Genomic DNA, 23,191 nt, shown 5'->3' on the forward strand with positions numbered 1-23,191 from the left:
GACTAGTGGTCGCGCGAGTTTGGGGTTCGGGTCCTGGGAGTGAGTGGCGGCATCGGTCTGTCGCCGTTGCGGGACGTCGATCGGGCGTAGGTGCGGGCTGGGTATCTGCATGTGCGCGTCGTCCCGTGTGGCGGCCGGCCGCCACCGCTGGGTGTCGCGCACATCGACGATGGCGGCAAGGACTGGATGGACCGTCGAGCTGCTGAGTTCGTGTCGCACTATTGCGGAGCATGGCGCGGCCCTCCCGGGTCGTGTGTCTCGCCGGAGAGGGCCGCGATCAGGAGCGTACCGGGATCGTGTCCCCTGCGATAGACGAAGATCGGACGCAAAGCACCCCTACGATGAGCGACATGCTGCCCCTCGTCGCCAACGACCCCAGCCTGCCGGCCCTGTTCGCCGGCATCACTATCTGGTCGTTGCTCTACAGCCTCGCCGTGTTCCTCATCGGCTGCCTCATCCTGTGGCTGATCATCTACACGGCAGCACGCGCCGCGCTCTCATCCCACCGACGCGTGCAAGCCGAAGACGCTTCGTTCGCCAGAGGTATCGCCGCGCAACGCCACAGCTGAGCCGGCTACCCCAGCTCGGCGCCGCCGAGAGGCACGCCGGTCTCGCGTCCCAGCTCAGGCTCGTTCGCATCCAGAGCCGGCCCCTCAGCTCCAGGGACATCGGCGGAAGACGCCACGCGGCTAGCACGCGCCCGCCCGTGGACCAGCATCCGCGCGCTGGCCGACGCGCCATCGATCAGGCGTCGGCTTTTCCTGCGACCCGTGTTCGCTCTGTGGCGACCCAGCGCCCGATCGGCCAACTACAACGCGGCCCAGCGGCCGCCTGCCATGCTGGCATGCCGCACGACTACCTCACAAATTCCTGGACGTCGTCTGCCCCGCTTGAAGCAGCGACCGTATTTAGCTAGTGTGGATGTCAACTAGACCCGCCAAGCCTCTCCACGATGCTCAAACCGGCGGGTTATTTTTTGGGTGTGCCACAAAGCCGAGCGAGTATCGTACGCGGGTCGAAGCAATATCAGAAGCCGCCGCTCACCATGGATGCCCAAGCCGACCTACTCATGGCGCGAGGGCTCGAGTGTCATAGAGCTGACCTGCTCGATTCGCTTAGACGGGTCGGGTACTACCGACTGACCGGGTACTTATGGTGGTATCGGGTGGACACCGCGCCTTCGGCGGCAGCCGACTTGATCGACGGCACCACCCTTGACGACATCGTGCGCCTCTACCGATTCGATCAGGAACTGCGGTCGATCGTGATGGCGCTGACGGACGCCATCGAAGTCTGGTTTCGCGGCGCGTTCTCTAATGTCACCGGTGTGGAACTGGGGGCCTTCGGCTATCTCATGCCTAGCAACGCACTGGGCCCCGAAGCACTCGCGCGGGACAAGCTGAAGCTCAGCGAACGAGTGCAAGATCCGAGCGAAAGTTTTCTAACGCACTTCCTAGCGAAGTACTCCGACCCATATCCACCCGTCTGGATGATGGTGGAGCTTTCCTCGCTTGGCCTCCTTTCGAAGTGGTACGACAACTTGGCGTCCGCTTCGCTTCGACAGTCGATCGCGGATGGGGTGAATCTCAATCACTCGGTGCTCGGGGGATTCTTGAGGACGTGGACGGTGGTTCGCAACGTCGCAGCCCATCACGGACGACTGTGGAACCGGCGGTTTGCCACCAAGATGAGTGCACCAAGGAAGCCGGAGCTCTTGAGGGTCGCGACCGACGGCGCGGACTATTCCCGCATCTACCCTTACCTCGCCACCGCGGCCTACCTCACGAGCGTCATCGACCCGTCCAGCGGCCTCCGTCAGCAGCTCATGAAACTCTTGCTCTCCGCCGACGATGGGTGGCTCGACGAGATCCGTGCGCCGCGCGGCTTCGAGGAAGATGCCATCTGGTCTTGACTGGATGAGGCGCTCCTTTTGTCGGCCAATCGCCGGGCGCCGGCGTCGTACTCTAGGGGTCCCGCTTCCGAACGGCACTGACAGGCCGGTTCAGGCCGGCCGGTCAGGCGCCAGCCTCATCCGCTCTGCCCGTCGCCGCGCTCGCGATCGTCGCCGCAGGGCTGGCTTTCGGCCCTGCCGCCGTCGCAGTCCAAACGCACGATGACGCCGTCATCAGCGACATCCACCCTGGCTCGTGCACACTCGGCAAGATCAACTACACGACCAACACGGGCGTGCGCGTAATCAGGGCCGATGCCGAGACTGGCGAGCGCCTGCCGGGTGCGACGGTCACCATGACCGCGACGAGCACCGAGCCGGGGCCCGTGACGGCTCGGCTACGAGGCTCAGCCCGCGCTGCGGAGCGGCATCTGGCTCCACACCATGCCGTCGAGTTCGCGGCCGCCAGCCTTCGGGGTTCGGCCACCCCACTGCTTGTGGAAGAACGGCACGTCTGCGGCGTTGCACTTGTCTCGAATCTCGCGAACCCAATCCGGGTCGAGCGGTCGTGCTGCGTGTCCAGACTCGCCTCCGGTGATGACCCAGTCGATACCATCGAGCTCGAGACCGGGCAGCGGGCCGAGGAGTGGCTCGCACGATAAGAATCGCACCGCTGCCGGTACCGCGCGGAGGTCGTCCACTCGGTAAAGATGCTCCTCGTCCTCTATGGATACGCCCATCCAAAGGTTCGCCGGCCAGTCGAGCGTGTCGGCCACCTTAGGCAGGCGTGACGAGCGCTTGGTGAGCACCTGGTAGGTGTGCTGCGGCGTATCCGCAATGACATCGAAGACGCGCTTGACGAAATCAAGCGGCACCTTGGCGTGGAACAGGTCGCTCATCGAGTTTACGAAGACAACTCGCCGCCCACCCCACTTATAGGGCTGGGTCAGCGCGGACTCGTGGAGCGTGAGAGCGAACCCGGGTCCGGACGTAACCGGGTTGCCATCGGTCTGATACTTCTGGGCGCCCATCGCCTTCAAGCGCTTCGAAAGCGTGAGCGCGTAGCAGTTGTCGCAGCCCGGCGTGATGCGGTCGCACCCCGTGGTCGGGTTCCAGGTGACCTCGGTCCATTCGATGCCTGAACGCTGAGCCATTCTTACCTACTTTCCGTAACGCGATATGCGTAACGTGATATGAATACTGTATGGCCGCAGTCGACACGCGTCGAGAGACACTCCGAGAGACGTCGCGGCAGGTCTTCGGCCAGGCGCACCGTCTGGAGGTCATGCTCGCGGTCGCCCACAGCGACGACGGCATCGTGTGCCTCACCGAGCTCGCTAAGGCCCTCGAGGTAAGCGTGAGCAGCCTGCAGAAGCCGTTCCAAGCGCTCGTGCACGCTCGCCTCATCAGTCCGCTCCCGGACGCCGACTCTCGATACCGGTTCTACGCACGCAACCCGAGCGCGGCATGGGCCTGGGCGGAGGAACTCGCGCTCCTGGACTGACAGCGCGTTGGACGCCGAGGATGTCGACCCGCGGTGCAACGATGTATGCAAATCGATGCATGGGGGACGCCGTGGCGACGAAGCAGACCATCTGGCCGCTCGAGCCGCACACAGCTGCGAAGCATCAGTTGCTCGCTCAGTACCTTGACGCCTGGTTCCCTATCCTCGCATCGTTCAACAAGCGCATCGTGTTCCTCGACGGGTTCGCTGGGCCCGGCGTATACGAGGGCGGCGAGCCGGGTTCACCCACAATCGCGCTTTCGCGTCTTCTCGACCACCCCAACTTCGCCAAGATGCATGGCACGACGTTCGACTTCGTCTTCAATGAGCAGAATGTGCATCGGTTTCAATCGCTCAAGACGCAAGTGGCCCAGATTCAATCGGGGCGGAACCCGTGGCCGAGCAACGTTCGCATCCAGACGGTGAACCAGAGCTTCACGACGCTCGGCGAGCGGATGCTCACGGGGCTCGAAGGAAAGCCGCTGCCGCCCACGTTCGCGTTCATAGACCCGTTCGGATTCAAGGATGCGCCCCTTGACCTGATCCAGCGGCTGGTCAAGTTTCGCCGTATCGAGCTGTTCATCTACTTCCCGTACAACAATGTGAATCGGTTCTCGACAGCGGAGACTCTCGCTGACCCACATCTGAAAGCCCTGTTCGGCACGGATGAGTTCAAGAACGCGCCGAAGGGCGGCGCCGGGAGCCGCAAGCAGTTCCTCCATGACCTTTATCAGCGCCAGCTCCACGATGTATGTGGGTTCGACTATGTGCAGAGCTTCGAAATGGTCAATGCCGACAATCACACCGGCTACTTCCTCTTCTTCTGCACACGGGACCTCACTGGATTCGACAGGATGAAGACGGCGATGTGGAAGGTCGACCCAGCGGGCGGACGCCGATTCACCGATGTGCTCGCCGGGCAAACGGTTCTGTTCCAGGAAGACGTAGACACGTCGCCTCTTCGCGCAGAACTGCTCGCACACTTTGCAGGTCAGACCGTCAGCATCAAGGAAGTCACCGACTTCGTCGTGGGCAAGACACCGTTCATCTCATCGCACGTGAAGCGCAAAACGCTCGCCCCGATGCAGGCCGATGGACTCATCGAATGCCCGGGGCAGAAGACGCGCGGTCAGTACCCCGACGGAACACTGATTCGGTTCCCGGACGCTTGAATGCATGAAGTCCGCGAGAATCCGACTACCGACCGCGGCAGCTCGCCCGATTGGGACTACGCAGAGTTCGTTCTGGGGGGTGCCGTTCTCGGCGTCCGCGGAGCGCTCCTCCTGGGAGACCGGCGTCGACGGCGCGCCTGTGCCGTCGGGGTCTGGGTGAGGTAGGGGCGGCGGGTCTGGCGCGAGCGTGTCAGATGGTTTGTGCGAGGGGCGGTGCTCCTGGCTGATCAGGAGACACTGATGACCATCCACCGCTGGGCTGTGACTGGGCGGCCGATCCGGGTCGAGACAGCTCAGGTCTCAAGCCATTCCTCCACGTTAGGTAGGCGCTGCTCGCGGCGCTGCTCCTGCTCTGCCTCGTACCTCCAATCCGCCAACGCTTCCTCGAACTCGTCAGACGGCTCGACCTCTTCTTCGTCGACGTCGTCGAACAGATGCTCTTCCGCGATCTCGCCGGCGACGAGGATGAGCCCGCAGACCGCGCAGGAGAACTCGTCAGGGTAGGCGTAGCGCATGCCCGTTGGGTGCTCGTCGGGGTATCGACTGCCCGTGAAGTCCGTGTCCGACTGGGTGACGTAGCGCATCAACAGACCCTGATATCCGCACACGGGGCATTCGTGCCCGACAAGTTCGGGAGGCGCGATGAGGCGAAGTGCGCTTGCCTCCAGGATCTTCATAACGGTGATGACCTGCTCGGGTAGTAGGTCCGCCTTCCGGCCCTCGAACAACCGCGATGCTGCGGCCTTCTTTCGCTCTAGTTCGAGGCGCGAGCGCTCTACATCTTCACGTTCGAGCTCATCGAGCAACGGCTCGTACCGGTCGTCCCAGAATTCCTGGTCGTCGCCGCTCGCTTCCAGACACGCACTGATGACGACAACCATCGACTGCATTGCCGCCGAGAGCCGATCGGGGTCAACGGACCCAATATGCGCCGCAATGTTCCGGACGGAGAGTACCTCGTCGACGTACTTCTCCGCCAACCCCTTCGGGTGGTCCGGGTGAAGCAGACGAACTGCTCGAGCAGCATCCTGTCCGGTGAGGGTTCGCGTCTTGTCGAGGACGATCTGCTCGCGTACCCCTCTCGCGAGCCGGATAGCCGAATCGACGTTTGACGAGATGAACGCGGGATTCGTGCTGGCCAAGCAGTACTTCATGATCGTCTCGGTCGCGATGCCCGCTGCCGTCGCGCACCACAGCACCGCCGCGGGCTCGTCGGAGTCAAAGCTGCGCAATGCTTCGTTGGCAGCAGTCTGCGCGGCGAAGCGAAGGTGCGTCACCATCGTGTCACTGACTTGGCTCCCGAGCGTCCACGCATGCCCCGTCTCTGCCTGATTCTGATCAGTCATCGCGGCCCTCAGCCGGCCTGGACCTTGTCGACGTGCGTCTCCAGCAAAGCTATCTGCCTCGCCGCCGAGGGCAGACCGTCCCGCGCTTTGCGAACGCCATCAGCGACCAAATACAAAACCCCTCGCTCCACAGAGATACGGTATCGGCTCGCCACGAAGCTGACGGCGCGAGGCAAATAACTCCCGAGTACGCCCACGAGCCTCCCGAGCGTTGCGCGATTTGGGGATACCGCAAGGAGCGCTGCGATCGGCTACCAGGCCGCCTCGTTGCCCGGGAAGCGTCCTCAGTCGACGTTTGAGAAATCAACCAACAAGCCGCTGGATCCGGTTCCGTCTAGCACGAACCCGTGTGGGCGGTGTGGCGGAAGTCGCTGCCACACTCCGGGCGAGATGGCGGTGAAGGCGCCCAGGTCGACCAGCATGTCGAGATAGGCGTCCTCAACAAGCGCGGAGAGCTCGTCAAGGCGAGTCGCCGCATTACCGAGGTCGTCGGCGCTGACGGACCGTACCCGAAACTCGCCAGTCTTTCGAGCACGACTCCTTACTTCGAGGTTCGAATCGGCATCGAACTGCCACAGCCCATGCAAATACTCATTGCGGTCTCGCATGAGGAGTGCGGCCGCTTCCAGGTGAGGCAAGAGCTCCGCCCGATCGTCGCTCTCCGGTAGACGGAGCGCGAGAATCTCCCTCAACATGCCAACCTTTCTCTCGAAAGGGAGTCCTTTTACGATCGCAATCCCAACCTGGCTATCGTGAGTGATCGCGTCCGCGAGAAACAGTTCGATCACCGCGTCGAGTCTGGCGGCAGATACGGCAACTCGGCCAAGAGCGGCGTACTCGTTTTCGCGCAGAATGTGTGTCATTGCAACCCCAACTCAACCCGTCACGCAGATCGCCGACGATCGCGTGTAAGGACCAGTCTGCCAGGGGCCCTCTGCAATGCGATTGATTACGCGATCCGCAAGCGGGAGTCGGCGCTACCCGCTTGGGATCAGTCTCACGAACCCGCTGGAGCGACTGTACGCTGCGGCCCGTAGAGGGATGGTCGAGAGAAACTCCGGGAGACGTCACGCACCGTTTTCGGCCAGGCCTACCGACTCGAAGTGATGCTCGCCGTCGCCCGAAGTGACGACGGCATTGTGTCCTCACCGACCTCGCCAAGGATCTCGCCGTGAGCGTGGGCAGCCTCCAGAAGCCGCTCCAGGCTCTGGTCCAAGCACAGCTCTTGAGCCCATGCCGGACGCGGAGACCTACGGTTCCGCTTCTATGCGCGCAATCCGAGTGCGGCGTGGGCATGGGCAGAGGAACTCGCTCGGCTGGACTAAGCGTCATACGCGCGTGAGTGTCGCGCCGTTCACGCGAGCCGACGCAGAGAGACCTCTCGAAGTTCCGCGTGTCCGGCCTGGTCCTGACGCTCGACCCGCACGTTGTATCTGAAGCGCATCAGGACAGGTAGGAATGCTGTTACCAGCTCGTTCTCCCAGTCGATGTGTCGGATGTCTGCGTCGGAGAGTTCATGAAGCTCAGGTGCTTCGAACTCTGCTTCGAGGTGCACAGCCGCCTCGATCACAACGTCCCAGAGTTCAGTGGTGCCGCTGAGCGCTTCTATAAGGTTGGCGTCGACGAGCGCGTTCTCTCCGTCAATCCAGTCGATGGATACCTCGCGCAGAGATGGCATCGCTTCGTCCACCTCGACGCGAACATCGCCCATGCGCAATCCATCGACGTTCTCGAGCGGCGCGGTGAGGCTAATGAGCGCGTAGCCCGCTGCGTTTTCTGCGATATCCGCAGTCGAGGCTTGAGAACTCGCCAGCTCGGCCACAGGCTTCTTCAGAAGCAGACGCACTTGCTCGACAATTGCTTCACGGCCGTTAGCGAAAACCACAGTCGCATGAGCGCTGGACTCCTTCGCGAGAGCTTCCGCGAGCCGTCCGTTGCTCTCCGCGAACTGCCGCGTGTTGCCGCTGACGAAGATGACCACGTCCGAGGGTTGCGCTCGGAGCTGGGCGAGCCAGCTCATGAATGTCATCCAGATGAGCGTGTCTCGGTAACCCTCCCCATTCGCCTTGAATGGTGGCATCCCAGCAAGGTCGCGGCCCAGAAGTTGCGCGTGCGGGACGTTCGGGTGAGGGATGACGTCTATACCTACTTGACGAAGGCGGGCCCCGAATTTGAGGCGCCACAGTGATGCAGGGAGGTCAATGGGCTCCCCGTTGAATGAGGCATTGACACGCTGCGCAACGCTTGACGCTGTTTTCAGTAGTGCGTTTGCATCTGCGACCTCACGCATCGCTTGGCGCTCGAGCTCCATGACAGTGACGTCGGATATGGCGACGCGAAGTGCGCCCTGTTCAATACCGCTCTCGATGACGGACCACTGCGAGCCACTCAGGGCATACGACTTGTGCAGCGCAGTTGTGTCCAGGAAGGCGTAGAGCACGAGGTCATCGTACTGCGGTCGTCGCGCCACCCGTGATTCGCCGCACGACCGCATAATGGAGTTTCGCTGGCGGCGACTCCAACACCCCATCGGCGGCGAGTTCCTTCCATGCACGACGGAAGTGGGTCTCACCCGCCAAACCCAGCAGCTCGCCATAGATCCCGCGCACGTTGCTAGAGACTTTCACTGGATGACCGTGGGCGGTGAGCGCTCGGAGATTGGACTTGAGCACGCCCACCCAATCGTTCGCGAGCATTCTTTCGGACTCCTTCCATCGCTGGTCGAACTGCTCGCGACTGAACTCCTGCCCTAAGCCCTCCAAGGTTCCGGAGTATTTTTCGGCATCTGCGCGGGCAGCGTCTTCGTTCAGCCTTTTGCGCCAGTCGACATTGGCGTGCGACGCGGCGTCGGCGAACTTGTACTCGGCCGGTGTGTCACCTCGGAGGAACAGAGTGAGCTGGAACTTCGGCACGTGATGGGGCGCTTCGCGGATGTCCACGACGAAGGACCGATACCCCGTCTCACGCAGAATCCGTTGGCGGTACTCCTCCGAAACAACGAGCGCGGCCGCGGTAGCGCTGCGCTCGTCGCCTTTTCGGTAGTGCTCACGAAACGTCTCCCTCCAACCTTCGTAACCGAGGAATGTGTCGAGCAAAATCGCCGTCTTCTTCTGTTCGGGCGTCAGCGCATCACCGACCGCCGTCGCCGCGCCGATGCGGGCAACGGTGTTGATGTGGAAGTTCAGCAAGATTTCGTTGATTCCGCGGCGGCTCATCAGTTGCTTGATGATGATGTCGCGTGGCAAAGCAGCACCGAACGGGTCGAGAAATGTGAGCAGGGGGTCATCGCCTGCCAGCGCCACGGCTTCCGCCAGTCGCACGGCGGAGTCACCGTAGAGGAGAATCGGTGGAGCCGCAGTGCTCGCTTCTTCTGCGAGACCGCAGAGTTGCTCGTAGTAAGCCTTTTTCCGCTCGATGAAGACGCATCTCGTATCGCGCGGACTCGGGAATCTGGCCGCACCGTTTGCGACACCCAAGGCGATGAGTGGGGAACCAGGCGAGCCATCATCAAACTTGCCCGCGCCGGCGTACGCGTCGATGAACCACACCCTGTTCCCATCCGAGGACGTCGAAGTCATCGCGACGAACGGATGCAGGTACTTCAACACCCCATGTTTGAGAACCGCGGTTGGCGGTTTCTCTTCGAAATGCTTGGTGTTACTTGTCACAGCTCACCCCTTGCCCCAGAGACTTGCGGCCACAGTAGTGAGATTGCAGAACGCCGCCTGGCGAGACGCGCGGATGTTCGCCTACGGCATATGTTCGCGTGCTTCGAGGCGCTCGTGTCGCGCACCAAGAACGCTTGTCGCCGGGCGAACACGACAGCGTTGCGGGCACGCGCGCACGAGCGTCAGAACTCGCGCCGAGTTCCCAGTCAACTACGGGAAATGAGTCAACGCCCGCGAGCCGCTCCCCTCACGCCCCACGCACGCATGGGGATGCCGTTCCGAGGAGCGCGACACCGGCATCCCCGCGCGTGGACCCAGTTCGAAACGGCGATGGCTGACGTCGCTGCCAGGCGTCGTCGCACGTACGTCGAAACTCACCCATTGACGTTTGTGACGCGGCGATAGACTGCGGATGGGAGGTCTCATGGTTGGTGAACCGTCGGCTTGGCGGGCGAACGACGTCGTTGCCTATGATGGGCTGCGAGAGGCCGCCAATGCGGCGATCGCGCTTCTGCTCCGACTGTCCACGACAGGCACCATCGACGAGAGCGAGGCGATCGCGGCTTCGGCTGAGATCCGCCAGAGCGTTCTCGGCATCGATGGTTTCGATCGCGCGGAAGTGGATTCACATCGCACGCTGCTCGACGAGCGGATCGCCGATCTCATCTCGAGGTTGCCATGACGGAGTGGACACCGTCCGAGGAGGAACGGCAGCGGATCTTCGAGGAACAGATCGTCCCCGTCGTCTTTCCGCCGCACACATCGGTGGAGACACCGACGCTGCTGTTGCTCGGCGGGCAACCCGGGGCCGGAAAGTCGCGTGCGACCTCGCGACTGCTCGCCGACTCCCCCAGCGACACGGTGGCGCTCAGCGGCGATGACTTGCGCGCCTTCCATCCGCACTTCTGGGAGTTGAGTCGTTCGCGTTCCGTCGAGGCCCCGCAGATCCTGGCGGAGTCGACCGCAGGCTGGCTGCGCGGATGCCTCGCGCACGCCCGGACATCGGGCCGATCGCTGCTGCTCGAGGGGACATTCCACACCCCAGAGATCGCGTTAGGGACGGCGGATCTGTTCAGCCGCCACGGGTTCGCGACGCGGGTTGTCGTGGTGGGTACCCCGCGAGCGGAGAGTCTCATGTCGACGGCATCCCGGTATCTGTTGGATGCGCGCGCCGGACGCGCGTCGCGGTTCACCAGCGTCGCGATCCATGACGGGGGTTGGCAGGGCACACGAGGCCTCGTGGAGCGGTTGGACTCGTCCGCGGAGGTGGACCGGCTGACGGTCATCGACCGCGAAGGCGTGCCGCGCTATGACGCCGAGCGGCCCGATGCGGGCGGCTTCACGGGGGCGGTGCGCGAGCTCGATCGCGCGAGGTCGGTGGCGATGCCCAGCCCGAATGCGATGCGCTGGCTGTCGGAGCTGCGCGCGATGACCGACTACGCCATGACGGCCGGCAAGACGCCGGAACCGCTGGCAGAGTTGCTCGTCGAGTTACACCAGGTCGCGCTGCAGGAAGTGCTGCCGACGTTTGACCTTCCCGCCGATTCCCGCGCGCGACCAGCGCTCGAGGCCAGCCTCGCGGGCCGGCTCGTCACGCTGCGACAGGGCCTCCCCGCGCGGCCCCGCGCCACAGATCTCACGGCACCCGTCATCGCGGTGCCACAGCCCGACCGCGGACTCTCGCGATGACGAAGACCCTCGGCTACACGCGCGCGCTGCTGTCCACCGATGATGCCGCTGAGGACGCGCAGACGCTCCGGAATCAGGGTGCGACTGGGGTATTCGTCGACACTGTGGCCGAGCGCGCGGCGTCCCGTCCCGAATTAGACGCGTGCCTCGGATCGCTACAGCCGGGCGATGTCCTCTTGGTCACGACGGCGGCGCGACTGTCGCACTCCGTCGAGCACTTCGTCCTCACCGTCACCCAGTTGCGCCGGGGCGGAGTGAGCCTGCGCTGCCTCACCGAGCCGGCGTTGTCGACAACGCCCAGCCACGCATCGCCCGGGGAGGTGCTGGAGGCGCTGGAAGGGTTGCGAAGTCGACTCGCCGGTCTACGCACGCGAAGAGGGCTCGACGCGGCGGCCGCCACGGGTCGACGGCCGGGACGGCCTCGCGTGATGACGGACGACAAGGCGGCAATCGCGCGCGAGCTACGGGCGCAGGGGCGGTCGTTCGTCCAGATCGGCCGCGCGCTCGGCGTCAGCGAGGCCGCCGTGCGACGGTCCCTGACCTCGAGCGCGGATTGACCTCAGGCGGACGTGAGATAGCCCACCGCTCCGGCGCCGTTTTCATCGCGATGAGTGACATGTTCTCTCCGCGCCGACTGCTTCGATGTGCAAGTCCTTCCAACCTCGGACACCGTCAGCATTTCGACCCGGTTCCGCTCAGGTTCCAGTCGGAGCGTGGATCGCCTCGAGAGAAAGCCAGTGCCGGATTGCATCGCTTTGTTCGTCTTCCCAGTCGGGTTCGGTGAGTGCCCAGCGGTGCATCAGGCGTGCCGCGGTGCGGGTGTGCCTGCCGGCGTCGAGAACTTCGGCGAGGGCTTCGGCTTCGTCGAACTGGAGGCTGCAGATGACCTGTTCGTCGTGGCTGGCGAGGATCTGGTCGACGACGTCGGCGAGGTGGTCGACGGCGTCTTCCAGGTGATCCCAAGCGACGATGCTGTCGGGGACATCGCGGTGTCCGGTGGTGGACGTCGTTGTCGTGTTCATGTCGGTTCCTCGTTTCTTGACTTCGGTTGTGCCTTTCCTGGCAGTGGCGTCGTGTGCGACTGGAGGGTGTGCAGTGCCGGGTCGTGGAATACCGGAGGCCCGGAGCCTGCGGAGGGGTGAGGATATGCCGCGAAAGCCCGGCACGGAGCGCCCGGAGGGAGCTACGATGACCGGCCAGGAAAGGCCCCGTCCCGTCGCGGATCTTCCGCGCACCCACTCCCGGCGGTGTGGCGGGTCACGGCGACGGCATGAGTTCGCTCACGGCGGTGAGCCCGAGCGGGACCGCAGCAGCGATCGCGACGACGACAAGCAGGCCGGCGGCGACGACGGTGCGGGCGGCGGCGCGGATCCGGCCGTGTAACGCCTGGCGGGCGACGGCGACGAGCAGCAGGATGCTCGCGATCGACGCGACCGCGACCACGCCGGTCGTGACGTGGAGGTGCGTGGGGATGTCCATGGCGGTTCCTCCTTCCTTGTCTTGGTGACGTGCTGGGCGTGTCAGAGGGCGAGGGGACGGTCGTCGCCGGTGAGAGCGAGTAGTGGTCGGATGAAGGCTTGCCGGTCCGCAGTGGGCGTCACGATCTGAGTGCGGATCGTTGACGCGAGTTCTGCCAGTTTCTCGTCGGGGAGGCCAGCGAGCGGGGCGAGGCACCAGGCGAGGTCCTCGTCGAGCGTCCACCCGGGCTCGTCGACGGGCTTGTCCGGGTAGTAGGTGAAGGCGCACACCGCGACCCGGTACAGCGCGGCTTCCGCCTGGGCGCGGTCGAGCAGGATTGGGTCTGGGGTCGGGGTGGTGGTCATCGGTTCATTCCCATCGGGTTGTTCGGGTTCAGCATCGGGTGCGGGGCGGTCAGGTCAGGGTGGTGGGGGCGGCGTGGCGGTTCTCGGTGGCGCAGCCGGTCGTTGATCTGTTTACCGATCGCGTCCATCCGGGCTTCTTCGGCGGCGGCGCGGATCTGCCAGCCGCGGGGCTGCTGCGCGGCCAGGTGCCGGCGGGCTTCGGCGGTGCGGGAGCGGTCGGCATAGCTAAAGTCGGTGGCCAGGGTGTGTTCGATGCGGGCGCGCTGGCTGTCGCGCTCGAACCTCGCCACCACCTCTGCCGGGACCGGTCCCACCGCTTCCGGGGACAGGCCGCGTCGGCGACGCAGTGCCGCGACCTCTTCAGCCGGCCACTGCCGGGCGAAGAACGCGTCGGCCGCCGCCGTATTGGCACGGCGTTGATCGACTGGGGTGGTGTGCAGGCGACGCGGGGGCAGGCCGGCATCAAGGCGGCGCTTCTCCCGCTCCTTCCACGCCCGGTTGCTGGCGAGCACCTTCTCCCGGTTGGCGGCGTAGTACGCCCGCCGTTTCGCCTTCTGCTCCTCCGCGTGCGCGGCATAGTACGCGCGCGCCCCGGCACGCTTCACTTCCGGGTTCTCCCGATGCTCGGCGCGCAGCTTCGCGTTGCGCTCGTCCCGGTGCTTCTCATACCACCGCCGCTGAATCACCGCCCGGGCGGCACGGTAGCCGTCCGGGTCTTCGGCGAGCTTTCGCAACCGCCACTGCCGGGTGTACTCGTGATGCTTCGCCTTGTTCGCCTCGTAGTACTTCTTGGAACTTGCCTGCCGCGCCTGCTTTCGCCGCCGCTCCTGTCGTTTCTTCTCGGCGTAACGGCGGGCCTCGGCGCACTTCTCGTCGGGGTGCTCGGCGTCGTAGGCGGCACGGTACTCCCGGATGTGCGCGGCGTTGCGTTGTCGCCATGCCCTCTTGTACTCCCGCATCTGCTCGGCGTGCGTCTCCCGGTAGCGGCGTCGTGATTCACGCTCCTGCTGCAGATGTTCTTCGCGACCCGGGTCCGCCTCAGCGTCCGGGTTCCGCGGGGTCATCGGTCGCTCCCCTGCTCGAGGAGGCGCGCGGCGAGCCTGTCGATGAGGTCGGGGCGGAACCCGGACCAGTGGTGTTGCGGGTCGTCATCGACCAGCACCACGGGCGCTTCGGTGTACCCGAGTTCGTCGGTCACGAACTCCCGATGGGCCGCGTTGCTGTTGTCGGTGAGGTCGATCACGGTGAACGGGATGCTCGCCGCGGTGAGGCACCGGCAGGTGAGGGTGCAGCGGACACACCCCAGGCCGGTCGAGTACACCGTGACGGTGATCATTGCCTCACTCCAGCGTTCCGAGCGAAAAGGTGAGCGCCCACCTGACGGCGTGCGAGATCGATCTGTCCAACGATCGCCACAGGACCGCGATGCTGCGGATAACTCCTTGACCAGGGACGGCGCGCGACAGGGTTGCGCTGAGTCGCATCGTCACGGTCGCCTCACAAACCCCTCCCTTCAGAGCGGCCACTGCAGCGCTCATCACCGCGACCTCCGCGATCCAGGTAGCCGGTCACTCGTCGAATGATGGGTGGACTCCTGGAGCCAGGCGTCGATGTCCGACAGCTTGTAGACGACAGTGCGTCCCCACTTCAGATACTTCGGCCCCTCCCCGTTCCGACGCCACGCGCCGAGTCTGCTGAGAGGGATCGTCTGCAGCATGTCGGCGAGTTCTTGGGGAGTTAGGAACGTGTGTTCCGGGTCCTCCGATCGCAGGTCGATGATGCTTGCCATGTTCACACCTCCATGCCTATGTTCCAGTAGGTTCAACATGAGTGAAGCACTTTCTGATACGCTTCACAAGAGGTGATGGGCAAGCATCGTGCGGTTAGACAAACTAAGGGGGTGAAGGTCGACGTGAAGACACCCGATGGTCAGGAACTCACTTGGCGCGACGCCACGGAGTCAGTCGGGTCCGCACTGCGCATTGCCCCTGAGTTCGTTGCGGCATCGACGAACGAAGCACTCGGCATCGCGACGTCTCTCACCGTGCGTTACGTACGCAGCGCGGGACGGTACGTCATCAAAGGCGTGACCAACGTCGCGACGCAGGACGATGTGGAACTGAATTACCCCACGGTCGCGAAGGTCGGGATGCAAGCCATCGTCCAGAACGCGGCACCGCGATGCATCTTCCTCACTCTTGATGAGGAACAAGATCCACTCGCGAAGTGGATCTGCATCGCTGACCTGACGACTGCTGCGGGCCGAATCCTGCCACCAGCTGTTGCTGCCGAGGTTGTGCGGCGTGGGGGCGGGGCGGCACGGATGGAAGCAATCGAGCTCTTGTACGGCACGGCTGCGCTTGCCGGACTGCCGCCTGCGCAACTGATCCAACAGGAGCTTGGCATTCCGCATCGAACGGCTTCGCAGTGGATCATCGACGCCCGCAAAGCGGGCCGGCTCGAAGGCGTGAACTACAACGCCGGTCGACCGGCCGGTGGGTAGCGTTCGCCCGTACTCCTCGGCCAATGGCAAGCGATACGAGGTGCGCTATCAGAAGCCTGATGGGACGAGAGGCGGGAAGCGAGGCTTCGTCCGCAAACGCGATGCCGAACTCTGGCTGGCTGACGTCGAATCGTCGCGCGCGAAAGGCAGCTTCATCGATCCGCAAGCTGCCCGAGTCACGGTCGATTCTCTGGGCGAACTGTGGCTAGAGGCGAAGCGGCACTCGATGAAGCCTTCGTCGTTCGCCCCCGTGTCAACGGCATGGCGACTAAGAGTGCAGCCGACCTGGGGTCGCTGGGAGATCGGGGACATCCGACACACGGACGTGCGCGCGTGGGTTGCCAAGCTCACGCAGGAGACCGGCGCCACCGTGACGATTCGTACCTTCGGAGTGCTTGCGAGCATTCTCGACGACGCCGTCTACGACGGCCGCATCCCCTCGAACCCCGCACGAATGGGACGGATCGGACTACCGCGCAAGACGCGCGGGCGACACGGCTACCTCAGCCACGAGGAAGTTATTCGACTCGCGCAGGCGTCCGGCGAGCGCAAGCTCCTCGTTCTCGTCCTCGCCTACACGGGAATTCGGTGGGGCGAGGCGATCGCGCTGCGTGTGATGGATCTCGACCTCGAGCGCGGCCGATTGCATGTCACCACGAACGCTGTCGAAGTCCACGGCAAGATCCACGTCGGCACGCCGAAGTCGCACAGCGGTCGGCTCGTACCGATCCCCAGGTTCTTGCTGGACGAATTGGCCGCCACCGTCGAAGGCCGGCCGCGGGCAGCACTCGTGTTCCCCGGAAGGGACGGGCAACATCTGCGTCGAACCCGCTCGAGTGACGGGTCGAAGTCGTGGTTCAAGACGGCTCTCGCAGAGGCGGACCTGCCGCCGATGACGACGCACGACCTGCGGCATACGGCCGCATCGCTCGCGGTTCAGGCGGGCGCCAACGTGAAGACGATTCAGAGAATGCTCGGCCACACATCTGCGGCCATGACGCTCGACGTCTACTCTGATCTGTTCGACACCGACCTGGACTCCGTGTCGGACGCACTGAACTCTGCGGCCGACAAGGCTGGCGTGACGCGACTGCTCCGCCGACCCACGAACTGAGACCACAAGGCACCAGCAGAGCCCGATGAGATCTGGCTCTCGCAGCGCGTTCATCACCCCCTCTTTGCGCTTCTGACGCAAACGGGACGCAAATCGCGATTCTATGAAATGCCTATGGCCCGCGATCCCAGTGTTTTCAGGGGATCTCGGGCCATCTAACTCTGCGGAGACGGAGGATTTGAATCCCGTCAATACGGTTCCGCGCAGATCCTCCTCAAGCCGTCAGCGTCGACATTCCACGGAAAACCGCGCATCCCCCTGTCCCCACTTCAGTTTTCACCCCCGGTCGTTCCGGGCGAATCCGACCCGACCGTGGGCACCACGTGGGCACGCACCGACGTCCCCCGCCGGCACTTCACCCCCTGAGCAAGCGGCGCGGGACACGCCCACTTGCCGCGAAACCGCCCGGAAAGACTCAACCCCGCACCCGGAGACGTAGAACTCTCCGGCGGCCTCGTCGACGCGCCCCCTGGTCCGCGCGACCAGCCCCTGCCCCTTCATGCACGGATCCTCAACAGTCATGGCTCGGCAAGCGCACCGTCAGCGTGCATTGCACCTCCGGATATGTTTCAGCGTGTTCTACCAACTCTGGCCCGATCCGCCCGTGGGTGGCGCCGCGCACCGCCCCTACAGGCCGGCGATGCGACCCGCGAGCCAGGCAGGGAAGCGATGGCCGAGCGTGACGGGATGCACGAGGAGCTTCGCGATGCTCGCAGCGTTGCCGACGTCGATGCGCACGTGCCCGGCACCGGCACCGGCACCGGCACCGGCAAAGACGATCGTTGATCACAGGGCGTTCATATCTAATTTTCGTCTATTTGTCGTTCCCGCTTCTCTCGATTCCAGCTTGAGCGTCGATCTCGGTCGCCCTTCAACCACGTCTATACCCGCGCCGGCTCGTGCTCCGGAAAGGTGGCCTCCACCCACTCGTTGCTGAATCTGGCGCTGTCGAACGGCTCCATCGAAGCGCGGTCGACCTCGATAACTATCCAGCCCGCGAAATCCTCACCGAGGGCGCTGATGGCGCCGGCCAGATCGATGTCACCGAGACCGGGCTCGAGGAAGAAGCGTTGGTCCGCGACGGTGAAGTAGCTCGTGGGCCGCCTCCGACTCTCGGCCGCGATCGAGAGGTCCAAGTCCTTCAGATGCAAATCGATGAGACGATCGCGGTGCTTCGCCAGATAGGCGGGAGAGTCGATGCCGGCCCACTCGAGATGTCCGACGTCCAGCGAGGCGCCGAGCAGCGATGGATCTGTATTCGCGAGAAGGTAGTCGATCTCGTACTCGGTCTCGAGCCAGGTGCCGACGTGGTTGTGTGCGCCAGCCCGGACCCCTTCCGCCCTCAGCACCTCCGCCGCGTCGGTGAGGAGCTCGACCAGCCGGTCGAGCCGACCCTGGTCGAACTGGGCGCCGACAGCGACCTCCGCGATCCGAGGACGCCCATCGAAGGCCATATCAGCGGCGAGGAACACGCTGTCCAGACCCATGTAGTTGGTCTCCTCGGCCCTCCGGCGAATCGGGTCGAACCAGCGCACCCACTGCGCGCTGCCCCGCTGCAGAGTGAGTCCGTAATCCTCCGGCAGGCCGACCTGCACGTAGCCGGGCGCGGGCCGCAGCCCAACATCGTCGAGCATCCGCTTGTACGCCTGGATGGTCTGGGTGTTGAGCACTTCCATCATTACCGCGTCGAAGCCGGCTGCCTTGACGAGCCGGTGTACATTCGGCTGCTCCGACCGCCACGCCGGGTCGTCGTAGAGCCAGATCGGCGCGTCAGCCGGACCGCCCGGCTCCTGTTTGAGATTTATCCACTGCAGCGCGTTGAGCGCGATCTGATTCCTGGTGATGGGCATGGTTCTCCTTCGAAAGTGGCCGGATGTGCGGAAGCTCAGCCCTTGACGGCGCCGCCGAGGATCCCTCGGACGAAGAACCGCTGGAGCGACACGATGAGTACGAGCGGGATGAGCACGGAGATGAAGGTCGCCGCCATCAGCTGCCCTTCCCCTTGGCCGGTTGTCTGCACCAGCCCCGCGACCTCCACGGTGATGGGCGCCGGCAAGTCCGAGCCGCCGAGGAACAGCAGCGGGATCAGCAGGTCGTTCCATGACCAGAGGAACTGCATGATCGCGAGCGACGCCATGACCGGGAGCGACAAGGGCAGCACGATGGAGCGGAAGATCCGGAGCGGCTTCGCGCCGTCGATGGAGGCGGACTCGAACAGCTCTTGCGGAATGCTCGCCATGAACCCACGGAGCAAGAAGATTCCGAACGGAACGGTGAAGCCCACCTGATAGATCCAGATCGCCGGCACGGAGCCGGAGAGCCCCACGACGTTGAAGAACTTCAGCATCGGAACGAGCGTCACCTGAGGCGGCACGACCAGCAAAGCCACCAGGAGGAGCGAGAGAACGGTGCGCCCGGTGAAGCTCATGCGGGTGAGCGAGTAGGCGCCGAGCGCGGAGATGACCGTCGTCAGGACGGTGACCGGGATGGCGATAGCCAGCGACGTTCCAATGCTTTCGCCGGCCCCAACGATGCTCATCGCCTGCTGATAGTTGTAACCGGTCAGGAGCGGTGCGACGAAAGCGTTCCACCAGCCGCTGGTTGCATTGTCCGACTGCGTGCGGATCGATGAGACGAACAGGGCGAGGATCGGTGTGAACCAGATGATCATGAACAAGACGACGATCACGTGCAGCAGCGGTCGCAGCCACGGGACTCCACGCGGGCGCCACGCGTGCAGAGCGCGGCGGGGGCTGCTTCGCCCAACGATGTCGGTGGTGACTGCGGGTACGGTGCTCACCGGTGAGACTCCTCTGCGCGGAACTGGCGGATGTTGATGATGACGATCGGCAGGGCGACGATGAGCAGGATGACTGCAATCGCGCTGGCATGGCCGAGGTTGTCCGCGGCGAACAGCTCCGAGTACATGCGGTTGGCGATGGTGTCGGTATTGAAGTTGCCATTGGTCATCACGTAGACAATGTCGAAAACCTTGAGGGCGAAGATCACCGTCGTGGTGAACACCACCAGCACGGCAGGGAGGATGCTCGGAAGGGTGATCGAGGCGAAGATCCGCCACTCTCCCGCGCCGTCGATACGTGCCGCCTCGACCAGCTCCTGCGGAACGTTCTTCACCGCCGCCGACAGGATGAGGGCTGCGATACCGAGCGAGGACCAGACCGCCACGAAGATGAGCGCGAGGGTGTTCACCACGGGGGTCAGCAGCCATGGGACTGGCTCTGCGCCGGGGATGAGGGTCCAGAGAGCGTTCAGCAGCCCGCGGGTCTCTGTGCCGGGCGGCTGGTAGGAGTACAGCTGTCGCCAGATGATTGCGCCCGCGGTGAACGAGATCGCGGTCGGCAGGATGATCAGGGTCATTGCCACCCGCTCGTACTTCACCCGGTCGAAAAGGATCGCCACGATCAGCGCGAGCACGAGTGTGCCGATCGGGAAGGCGATCAGCCAGATGACGTTGTTGCCGAGCACGGAGATCATGTCTCCGCTGAACGCCCAGCCGAAGTTTTCGAAGCCGACCCACTGCGAACTGTCCGCGTCCGCGAACGCGAGCACCACCGTGGTGGCGAGAGGGTAGAGCAGGATCAGCCCGACGATGAGAAGGGGCAGCAGCAGCCACGCCCAGGGGCGGAGGCGGCCGGCCGTCGTGGTCCTGAACCCGGAGAGGATTCTCTCGCCGAGTCCGAGGCACAGGTAGATGACGGCCGGTATGCCGACGGCACCGATCAGGATGAGCGCGGGAACGCTCGAGGTGATCGCGTCCATGAGATCCGTCCTTGGGTGTGGCTGCTCAGATGTGATGACTTGGTCAGTCAGGACCTGTCGACGACGTCCTGGATCGACTGCAGCACCGCGTCGAGGGACGACGGGTCCTGCAGGTACGTCACAACGCCCTTCCAGAAGGCGGAGCCCACCGCGGCATCCGCCATCACGTTCGGCCCAATCGCGAGCGTGACGTCGTCCCCGAAGTAGGTCTCGGCCGCCTTCTGGAGCATCACACTGTCGTACGTGTCGGTCGGCACGTTCCGGTTGGCAACGGGCCACTGGTCGGCGGAGGCGAGCAACGCCTGTGCCTCGTCGGAGGCGATGTACTGCATGAAGGCGCGGATCGTCGGGGTGTCGTTGAATGCCGTGGAGACAGTGGTCTGGAAGATCTCCGTCGACGCGTACTCCTCCGAGCCACCGGGGACCTTGAAGAAGTCGATGTTCTGGCCCGGCTGAGCGGCCGCGCCGATGAGGCCCGGGACCCAACTGCCCCAGAGCGCCATCTGGCAGCTCGCCGGGTTCTCGACGAGCCCGTTGTAGCCAGTCGCGATCGGCGCCGCGAGTGCTCCCTGCACGCCGCCGGCGACCTTGGCGTCGTCGGCGGCGATGGACCCGAACATCTCCCAGGCGTCCTTCACCTCGTCGCTCGTCCAGGCGAGCTCGCCCGCACCCCAGGCCTCCAGCTTGTCCGGCCCGTACTTCTTCGCGAAGAGGTTCTCGATGAACTGGGCGCCGGGGAATCCGCTGGCGGGGCCCGCTTCCTCCGCGAGGCACCACACCGGGCTCCCGGCGGCGGCCTGCTCGTCGGTCCACTCGACGATGTCCTGCCAGCTCTGCGGGTCTTCCGGACCGGTGTACTGCTCGGGGTTGTACCAGAGCATGAAGTTGTTGAAGCCCTGGTAGAGGCCGAACACCTTTCCGTCGTTGCTGGCCGTCTCCAGCAGATCCGCACTGTAGCTCGCCTGGAGCACGTCGTCGCCCACGACCTCGCTAAGGTCGAGGAGCTTGCCCTGCTTGGCATACTCCAGCGCGACGCCGAGCGGCTGGTCCACGACATCCGGCGGGTTTCCGGCTTGAACGCGAGACTGCACGATGCTGTAAAGGTCGGTCGTGCCGGTGTAGTCGACGGCCGTGCCTGTCGCCTCGGTGAACGCCTTGTAGACCGACTGGAGCACCTCGCCCTCGGCGCCTCCGTTGACCCCGATGAACTCGAGCGAGGAGTCGAGCTCCTGGTCGCCGGCGAGCTCCTTCGCCTTGGCGACCGCCTGCTCGTAAAGCGCGGCGTCGGTGCGCTCTTCGCCGGCACTGGCTCCCGACTGCTCGTCGGACGCGCAGCCGCTGAGCACGAGCCCAACGGCGAGCGGCAGGGCGAGGGCGGTCAGCGCGACGCGCCGCCGCGGCATGCGCTGTGTAGGGGACTTCATATCGATCAGCTCCGATCTTCGATGTGGGTGGGGTTGTGTGGCTCGAGCAGGGATCCGACGTCCGCGTCAGGACGGCACTGCGCGCTCCATGGGCGCGGGTCGCGGGACGGTGCTGTCGATGTGAACGACGGACTGGCTGTCGCTGGCCACCTGGATCGCTTCGATGACTTCGAGAACGTGGGTTGCGAGGGCGGCGCTCGCCCGGTGCGGAGCGCCATCGATCGCCGCCGCGAGATCGGCGACCCCCATGCCTCGCAAGTACTGAGCCGGCGTTCCCGCCGCACCCGACGGCGCGATAACCGGCTCCAGCACTCGCCAGTCGTCCTCGCTGTGGAGGCGAAGGGTGACGTCGCCGTCGAATTCGTTCGGGTCAGGCACGGTAAGAGTGCCGGCCGTTCCGTAGACCTCGATCTTCGGCAGATGCGAATCCCACACGTCAAAGCTCATCAGAAGCGTGCCGATCGTTCCCGAGCGGAACTTGAGGGTGGCGCCCCAGTGGGTGGGGGTCGTGACCTCGACGGTGTCAACACGACGGTCCGGGGCCGTCACGGGGCGGACCGGGGCACCGACACGGGTGAACCCGGCAACCGCGGCGACGGAGCCGAGCATGTTGACGAGGGTCGTCAGGTAGTACGGACCCAGGTCGAGGGCGGGTCCGCCGCCGGGCTGGAACAGGAAGGTCGGATCCGGGTGCCAGGTCTCAGCCTTGGAGTGGGTGACGAACGCCGTCGCTCCGATAGGCTCCCCGATGACGCCCCGGTCAATCGCGGCGCGCGCGGTCTGACCGGCACTGCCGAGGAACGTGTCGGGAGCGGATCCGATGGTCCGGCGATGCGCCGCGGCCGCAGCCAGCATGGACTTGCTCTCGGCAACGGTCGCTGCGATCGGCTTCTCGACGTAGACGTGCTTGCCCGCCGCGAGGGCCTGACTGGTGACGGCTGCATGCGCGGTGGGCGGAGTGATGTTCACGACGATGTCGACGTCCGGGTCGGCGACCAGCTCGTCGACCGATGTGTACGCACGGATCCCCGCGTCGGCGGCGAGAGCATCGGCCATCGGCTGCACGACGTCGGCGCAACCGATGAGCCTTAGCTGCGGGTACCGGCCCATACCCTCGACGTAGCGCCGTGCGATGTTGCCCGCGCCGATGATAGCGACGTGGGCAGGAGTCTCGGGACCGTAGGGCATGTTCGGTTCTCTTTGTTGTGCTCGTCATTGAGGCATCCGGAGCTGGTGCTCCCGAGCCACGCAACCGACCGTCCAATGTCCGTCCAGAT

The 23,191-nt window shown here is 64.6% G+C and carries 25 protein-coding genes; 9 read left to right on the top strand and 16 right to left on the bottom strand.

Going from position 1 to position 23,191, the window contains the following annotated elements; all coding sequences use genetic code 11:
• The first annotated feature begins 341 nt into the window (after positions 1-341).
• Entirely contained in the window at positions 342-569 is a 228-nt protein-coding gene (locus ACN9MP_RS16185; RefSeq protein ID WP_426321858.1) for a hypothetical protein, read from the top strand.
• Positions 570-1,069: 500 nt separating this feature from the next.
• A complete protein-coding gene (locus ACN9MP_RS16190; RefSeq protein WP_426326082.1) occupies positions 1,070-1,912 on the top strand; it encodes an Abi family protein in 843 nt (280 codons plus the stop codon).
• 386 nt (positions 1,913-2,298) lie between these two features.
• On the opposite strand, the gene ACN9MP_RS16195 is transcribed toward ACN9MP_RS16190, so the two are convergent.
• On the bottom strand, positions 2,299-3,045 hold the full coding sequence (locus tag ACN9MP_RS16195) for a DUF5131 family protein (protein WP_426321860.1): 747 nt from the start codon (positions 3,043-3,045) through the stop codon (positions 2,299-2,301).
• A 50-nt stretch (positions 3,046-3,095) separates the two neighbouring features.
• On the opposite strand from ACN9MP_RS16195, the gene ACN9MP_RS16200 reads away from it, so the two are divergent.
• Together ACN9MP_RS16200 and ACN9MP_RS16205 are read left to right on the top strand one after the other, a co-directional pair.
• Complete coding sequence (locus ACN9MP_RS16200) at positions 3,096-3,395, top strand: hypothetical protein (protein ID WP_426321862.1); 300 nt, start codon at positions 3,096-3,098, stop codon at positions 3,393-3,395.
• A gap of 71 nt (positions 3,396-3,466) precedes the next feature.
• Positions 3,467-4,567: a three-Cys-motif partner protein TcmP gene (locus tag ACN9MP_RS16205; protein ID WP_426321864.1), complete on the top strand. Its 1,101-nt coding sequence runs from the start codon at positions 3,467-3,469 to the stop codon at positions 4,565-4,567.
• Positions 4,568-4,860: 293 nt separating this feature from the next.
• Here ACN9MP_RS16205 and ACN9MP_RS16210 read toward each other — a convergent pair whose 3' ends face one another.
• The 4 genes from ACN9MP_RS16210 to tcmP form a co-directional block, all read right to left on the bottom strand.
• Positions 4,861-5,913 (bottom strand): hypothetical protein, encoded by a 1,053-nt coding sequence (locus ACN9MP_RS16210; RefSeq protein ID WP_426321865.1) that lies wholly within the window; start codon positions 5,911-5,913, stop codon positions 4,861-4,863.
• A gap of 284 nt (positions 5,914-6,197) precedes the next feature.
• Positions 6,198-6,776, bottom strand: a complete 579-nt coding sequence (locus ACN9MP_RS16215; protein WP_426321867.1) for a hypothetical protein — start codon at positions 6,774-6,776, stop codon at positions 6,198-6,200.
• A gap of 491 nt (positions 6,777-7,267) precedes the next feature.
• Positions 7,268-8,353 (bottom strand): PIN domain-containing protein, encoded by a 1,086-nt coding sequence (locus ACN9MP_RS16220; RefSeq protein WP_426321869.1) that lies wholly within the window; start codon positions 8,351-8,353, stop codon positions 7,268-7,270.
• A 4-nt stretch (positions 8,354-8,357) separates the two neighbouring features.
• Positions 8,358-9,581, bottom strand: a complete 1,224-nt coding sequence (gene tcmP / locus ACN9MP_RS16225) for a three-Cys-motif partner protein TcmP (protein ID WP_426321871.1) — start codon at positions 9,579-9,581, stop codon at positions 8,358-8,360.
• 412 nt (positions 9,582-9,993) lie between these two features.
• On the opposite strand from tcmP, the gene ACN9MP_RS16230 reads away from it, so the two are divergent.
• From ACN9MP_RS16230 to ACN9MP_RS16240, 3 genes are read left to right on the top strand one after another with little or no spacing between them, the layout of a single operon-like run.
• Positions 9,994-10,263 (top strand): hypothetical protein, encoded by a 270-nt coding sequence (locus ACN9MP_RS16230; RefSeq protein ID WP_426321872.1) that lies wholly within the window; start codon positions 9,994-9,996, stop codon positions 10,261-10,263.
• Complete coding sequence (locus ACN9MP_RS16235; protein WP_426321874.1) at positions 10,260-11,270, top strand: zeta toxin family protein; 1,011 nt, start codon at positions 10,260-10,262, stop codon at positions 11,268-11,270. The genes ACN9MP_RS16230 and ACN9MP_RS16235 overlap by 4 nt, the downstream gene beginning before the upstream one ends.
• Positions 11,267-11,827, top strand: coding sequence for a recombinase family protein (locus ACN9MP_RS16240; RefSeq protein ID WP_426321876.1), 561 nt, complete (start codon positions 11,267-11,269; stop codon positions 11,825-11,827). The genes ACN9MP_RS16235 and ACN9MP_RS16240 overlap by 4 nt, the downstream gene beginning before the upstream one ends.
• A 138-nt stretch (positions 11,828-11,965) precedes the next feature.
• Here the strand turns inward: ACN9MP_RS16240 and ACN9MP_RS16245 are convergent, their stop codons facing one another.
• From ACN9MP_RS16245 to ACN9MP_RS16270, 6 genes are all read right to left on the bottom strand, one after another.
• Positions 11,966-12,292: a hypothetical protein gene (locus ACN9MP_RS16245; RefSeq protein ID WP_426321878.1), complete on the bottom strand. Its 327-nt coding sequence runs from the start codon at positions 12,290-12,292 to the stop codon at positions 11,966-11,968.
• 235 nt (positions 12,293-12,527) lie between these two features.
• Positions 12,528-12,749 carry a hypothetical protein gene (locus ACN9MP_RS16250; protein ID WP_426321879.1) on the bottom strand — a complete coding sequence of 74 codons (222 nt, stop codon included), beginning with the start codon at positions 12,747-12,749 and terminating at the stop codon, positions 12,528-12,530.
• Positions 12,750-12,790: 41 nt separating this feature from the next.
• Complete coding sequence (locus tag ACN9MP_RS16255) at positions 12,791-13,093, bottom strand: hypothetical protein (protein ID WP_426321881.1); 303 nt, start codon at positions 13,091-13,093, stop codon at positions 12,791-12,793.
• Complete coding sequence (locus ACN9MP_RS16260; protein ID WP_426321883.1) at positions 13,090-14,157, bottom strand: hypothetical protein; 1,068 nt, start codon at positions 14,155-14,157, stop codon at positions 13,090-13,092. The genes ACN9MP_RS16255 and ACN9MP_RS16260 overlap by 4 nt, the downstream gene beginning before the upstream one ends.
• On the bottom strand, positions 14,154-14,429 hold the full coding sequence (locus ACN9MP_RS16265) for a glutaredoxin family protein (protein ID WP_426321885.1): 276 nt from the start codon (positions 14,427-14,429) through the stop codon (positions 14,154-14,156). The genes ACN9MP_RS16260 and ACN9MP_RS16265 overlap by 4 nt, the downstream gene beginning before the upstream one ends.
• A gap of 201 nt (positions 14,430-14,630) precedes the next feature.
• A complete protein-coding gene (locus ACN9MP_RS16270) occupies positions 14,631-14,882 on the bottom strand; it encodes a helix-turn-helix transcriptional regulator (RefSeq protein ID WP_426321887.1) in 252 nt (83 codons plus the stop codon).
• Between the two features lie 111 nt (positions 14,883-14,993).
• On the opposite strand from ACN9MP_RS16270, the gene ACN9MP_RS16275 reads away from it, so the two are divergent.
• Positions 14,994-15,596: a hypothetical protein gene (locus ACN9MP_RS16275; protein ID WP_426321889.1), complete on the top strand. Its 603-nt coding sequence runs from the start codon at positions 14,994-14,996 to the stop codon at positions 15,594-15,596.
• 40 nt (positions 15,597-15,636) lie between these two features.
• Positions 15,637-16,710, top strand: a complete 1,074-nt coding sequence (locus ACN9MP_RS16280) for a tyrosine-type recombinase/integrase (protein ID WP_426321891.1) — start codon at positions 15,637-15,639, stop codon at positions 16,708-16,710.
• An 881-nt stretch (positions 16,711-17,591) separates the two neighbouring features.
• On the opposite strand, the gene ACN9MP_RS16285 is transcribed toward ACN9MP_RS16280, so the two are convergent.
• From ACN9MP_RS16285 to ACN9MP_RS16305, 5 genes are all read right to left on the bottom strand, one after another.
• The gene (locus ACN9MP_RS16285) at positions 17,592-18,560 is read right to left on the bottom strand and encodes a sugar phosphate isomerase/epimerase family protein (RefSeq protein WP_426321893.1); all 969 of its coding nucleotides are present in this window, start codon (positions 18,558-18,560) and stop codon (positions 17,592-17,594) included.
• 35 nt (positions 18,561-18,595) lie between these two features.
• Complete coding sequence (locus ACN9MP_RS16290; protein WP_426321895.1) at positions 18,596-19,510, bottom strand: carbohydrate ABC transporter permease; 915 nt, start codon at positions 19,508-19,510, stop codon at positions 18,596-18,598.
• A complete protein-coding gene (locus ACN9MP_RS16295; protein WP_426321897.1) occupies positions 19,507-20,490 on the bottom strand; it encodes a carbohydrate ABC transporter permease in 984 nt (327 codons plus the stop codon). Before ACN9MP_RS16295 ends, ACN9MP_RS16290 begins: the two co-directional genes overlap by 4 nt.
• A gap of 47 nt (positions 20,491-20,537) precedes the next feature.
• Entirely contained in the window at positions 20,538-21,893 is a 1,356-nt protein-coding gene (locus ACN9MP_RS16300; protein WP_426321899.1) for an ABC transporter substrate-binding protein, read from the bottom strand.
• Between the two features lie 87 nt (positions 21,894-21,980).
• Complete coding sequence (locus tag ACN9MP_RS16305) at positions 21,981-23,102, bottom strand: Gfo/Idh/MocA family protein (protein WP_426321901.1); 1,122 nt, start codon at positions 23,100-23,102, stop codon at positions 21,981-21,983.
• Positions 23,103-23,191: the final 89 nt, after the last annotated feature.

The sequence above is a fragment of the Microbacterium sp. E-13 genome, assembly GCF_049912955.1.
Lineage (GTDB): Bacteria > Actinomycetota > Actinomycetes > Actinomycetales > Microbacteriaceae > Microbacterium.

What these genes read in the sequence shown, in the direction of transcription:
- ACN9MP_RS16295 (WP_426321897.1), bottom strand. Translation starts at nt 20,490, where the DNA reads ATGGACGCGATCACCTCGAGCGTTCCCGCGCTCATCCTGATCGGTGCC.
- ACN9MP_RS16185 (WP_426321858.1), top strand. Translation starts at nt 342, where the DNA reads ATGAGCGACATGCTGCCCCTCGTCGCCAACGACCCCAGCCTGCCGGCC.
- ACN9MP_RS16305 (WP_426321901.1), bottom strand. Translation starts at nt 23,102, where the DNA reads ATGCCCTACGGTCCCGAGACTCCTGCCCACGTCGCTATCATCGGCGCG.
- ACN9MP_RS16270 (WP_426321887.1), bottom strand. Translation starts at nt 14,882, where the DNA reads ATGGCAAGCATCATCGACCTGCGATCGGAGGACCCGGAACACACGTTC.
- ACN9MP_RS16200 (WP_426321862.1), top strand. Translation starts at nt 3,096, where the DNA reads ATGGCCGCAGTCGACACGCGTCGAGAGACACTCCGAGAGACGTCGCGG.
- ACN9MP_RS16240 (WP_426321876.1), top strand. Translation starts at nt 11,267, where the DNA reads ATGACGAAGACCCTCGGCTACACGCGCGCGCTGCTGTCCACCGATGAT.
- ACN9MP_RS16195 (WP_426321860.1), bottom strand. Translation starts at nt 3,045, where the DNA reads ATGGCTCAGCGTTCAGGCATCGAATGGACCGAGGTCACCTGGAACCCG.
- ACN9MP_RS16285 (WP_426321893.1), bottom strand. Translation starts at nt 18,560, where the DNA reads ATGCCCATCACCAGGAATCAGATCGCGCTCAACGCGCTGCAGTGGATA.
- ACN9MP_RS16255 (WP_426321881.1), bottom strand. Translation starts at nt 13,093, where the DNA reads ATGACCACCACCCCGACCCCAGACCCAATCCTGCTCGACCGCGCCCAG.
- ACN9MP_RS16230 (WP_426321872.1), top strand. Translation starts at nt 9,994, where the DNA reads ATGGGAGGTCTCATGGTTGGTGAACCGTCGGCTTGGCGGGCGAACGAC.
- ACN9MP_RS16265 (WP_426321885.1), bottom strand. Translation starts at nt 14,429, where the DNA reads ATGATCACCGTCACGGTGTACTCGACCGGCCTGGGGTGTGTCCGCTGC.
- ACN9MP_RS16245 (WP_426321878.1), bottom strand. Translation starts at nt 12,292, where the DNA reads ATGAACACGACAACGACGTCCACCACCGGACACCGCGATGTCCCCGAC.
- ACN9MP_RS16300 (WP_426321899.1), bottom strand. Translation starts at nt 21,893, where the DNA reads ATGCCGCGGCGGCGCGTCGCGCTGACCGCCCTCGCCCTGCCGCTCGCC.
- ACN9MP_RS16210 (WP_426321865.1), bottom strand. Translation starts at nt 5,913, where the DNA reads ATGACTGATCAGAATCAGGCAGAGACGGGGCATGCGTGGACGCTCGGG.
- ACN9MP_RS16235 (WP_426321874.1), top strand. Translation starts at nt 10,260, where the DNA reads ATGACGGAGTGGACACCGTCCGAGGAGGAACGGCAGCGGATCTTCGAG.
- ACN9MP_RS16215 (WP_426321867.1), bottom strand. Translation starts at nt 6,776, where the DNA reads ATGACACACATTCTGCGCGAAAACGAGTACGCCGCTCTTGGCCGAGTT.
- ACN9MP_RS16260 (WP_426321883.1), bottom strand. Translation starts at nt 14,157, where the DNA reads ATGACCCCGCGGAACCCGGACGCTGAGGCGGACCCGGGTCGCGAAGAA.
- ACN9MP_RS16190 (WP_426326082.1), top strand. Translation starts at nt 1,070, where the DNA reads ATGGCGCGAGGGCTCGAGTGTCATAGAGCTGACCTGCTCGATTCGCTT.
- ACN9MP_RS16250 (WP_426321879.1), bottom strand. Translation starts at nt 12,749, where the DNA reads ATGGACATCCCCACGCACCTCCACGTCACGACCGGCGTGGTCGCGGTC.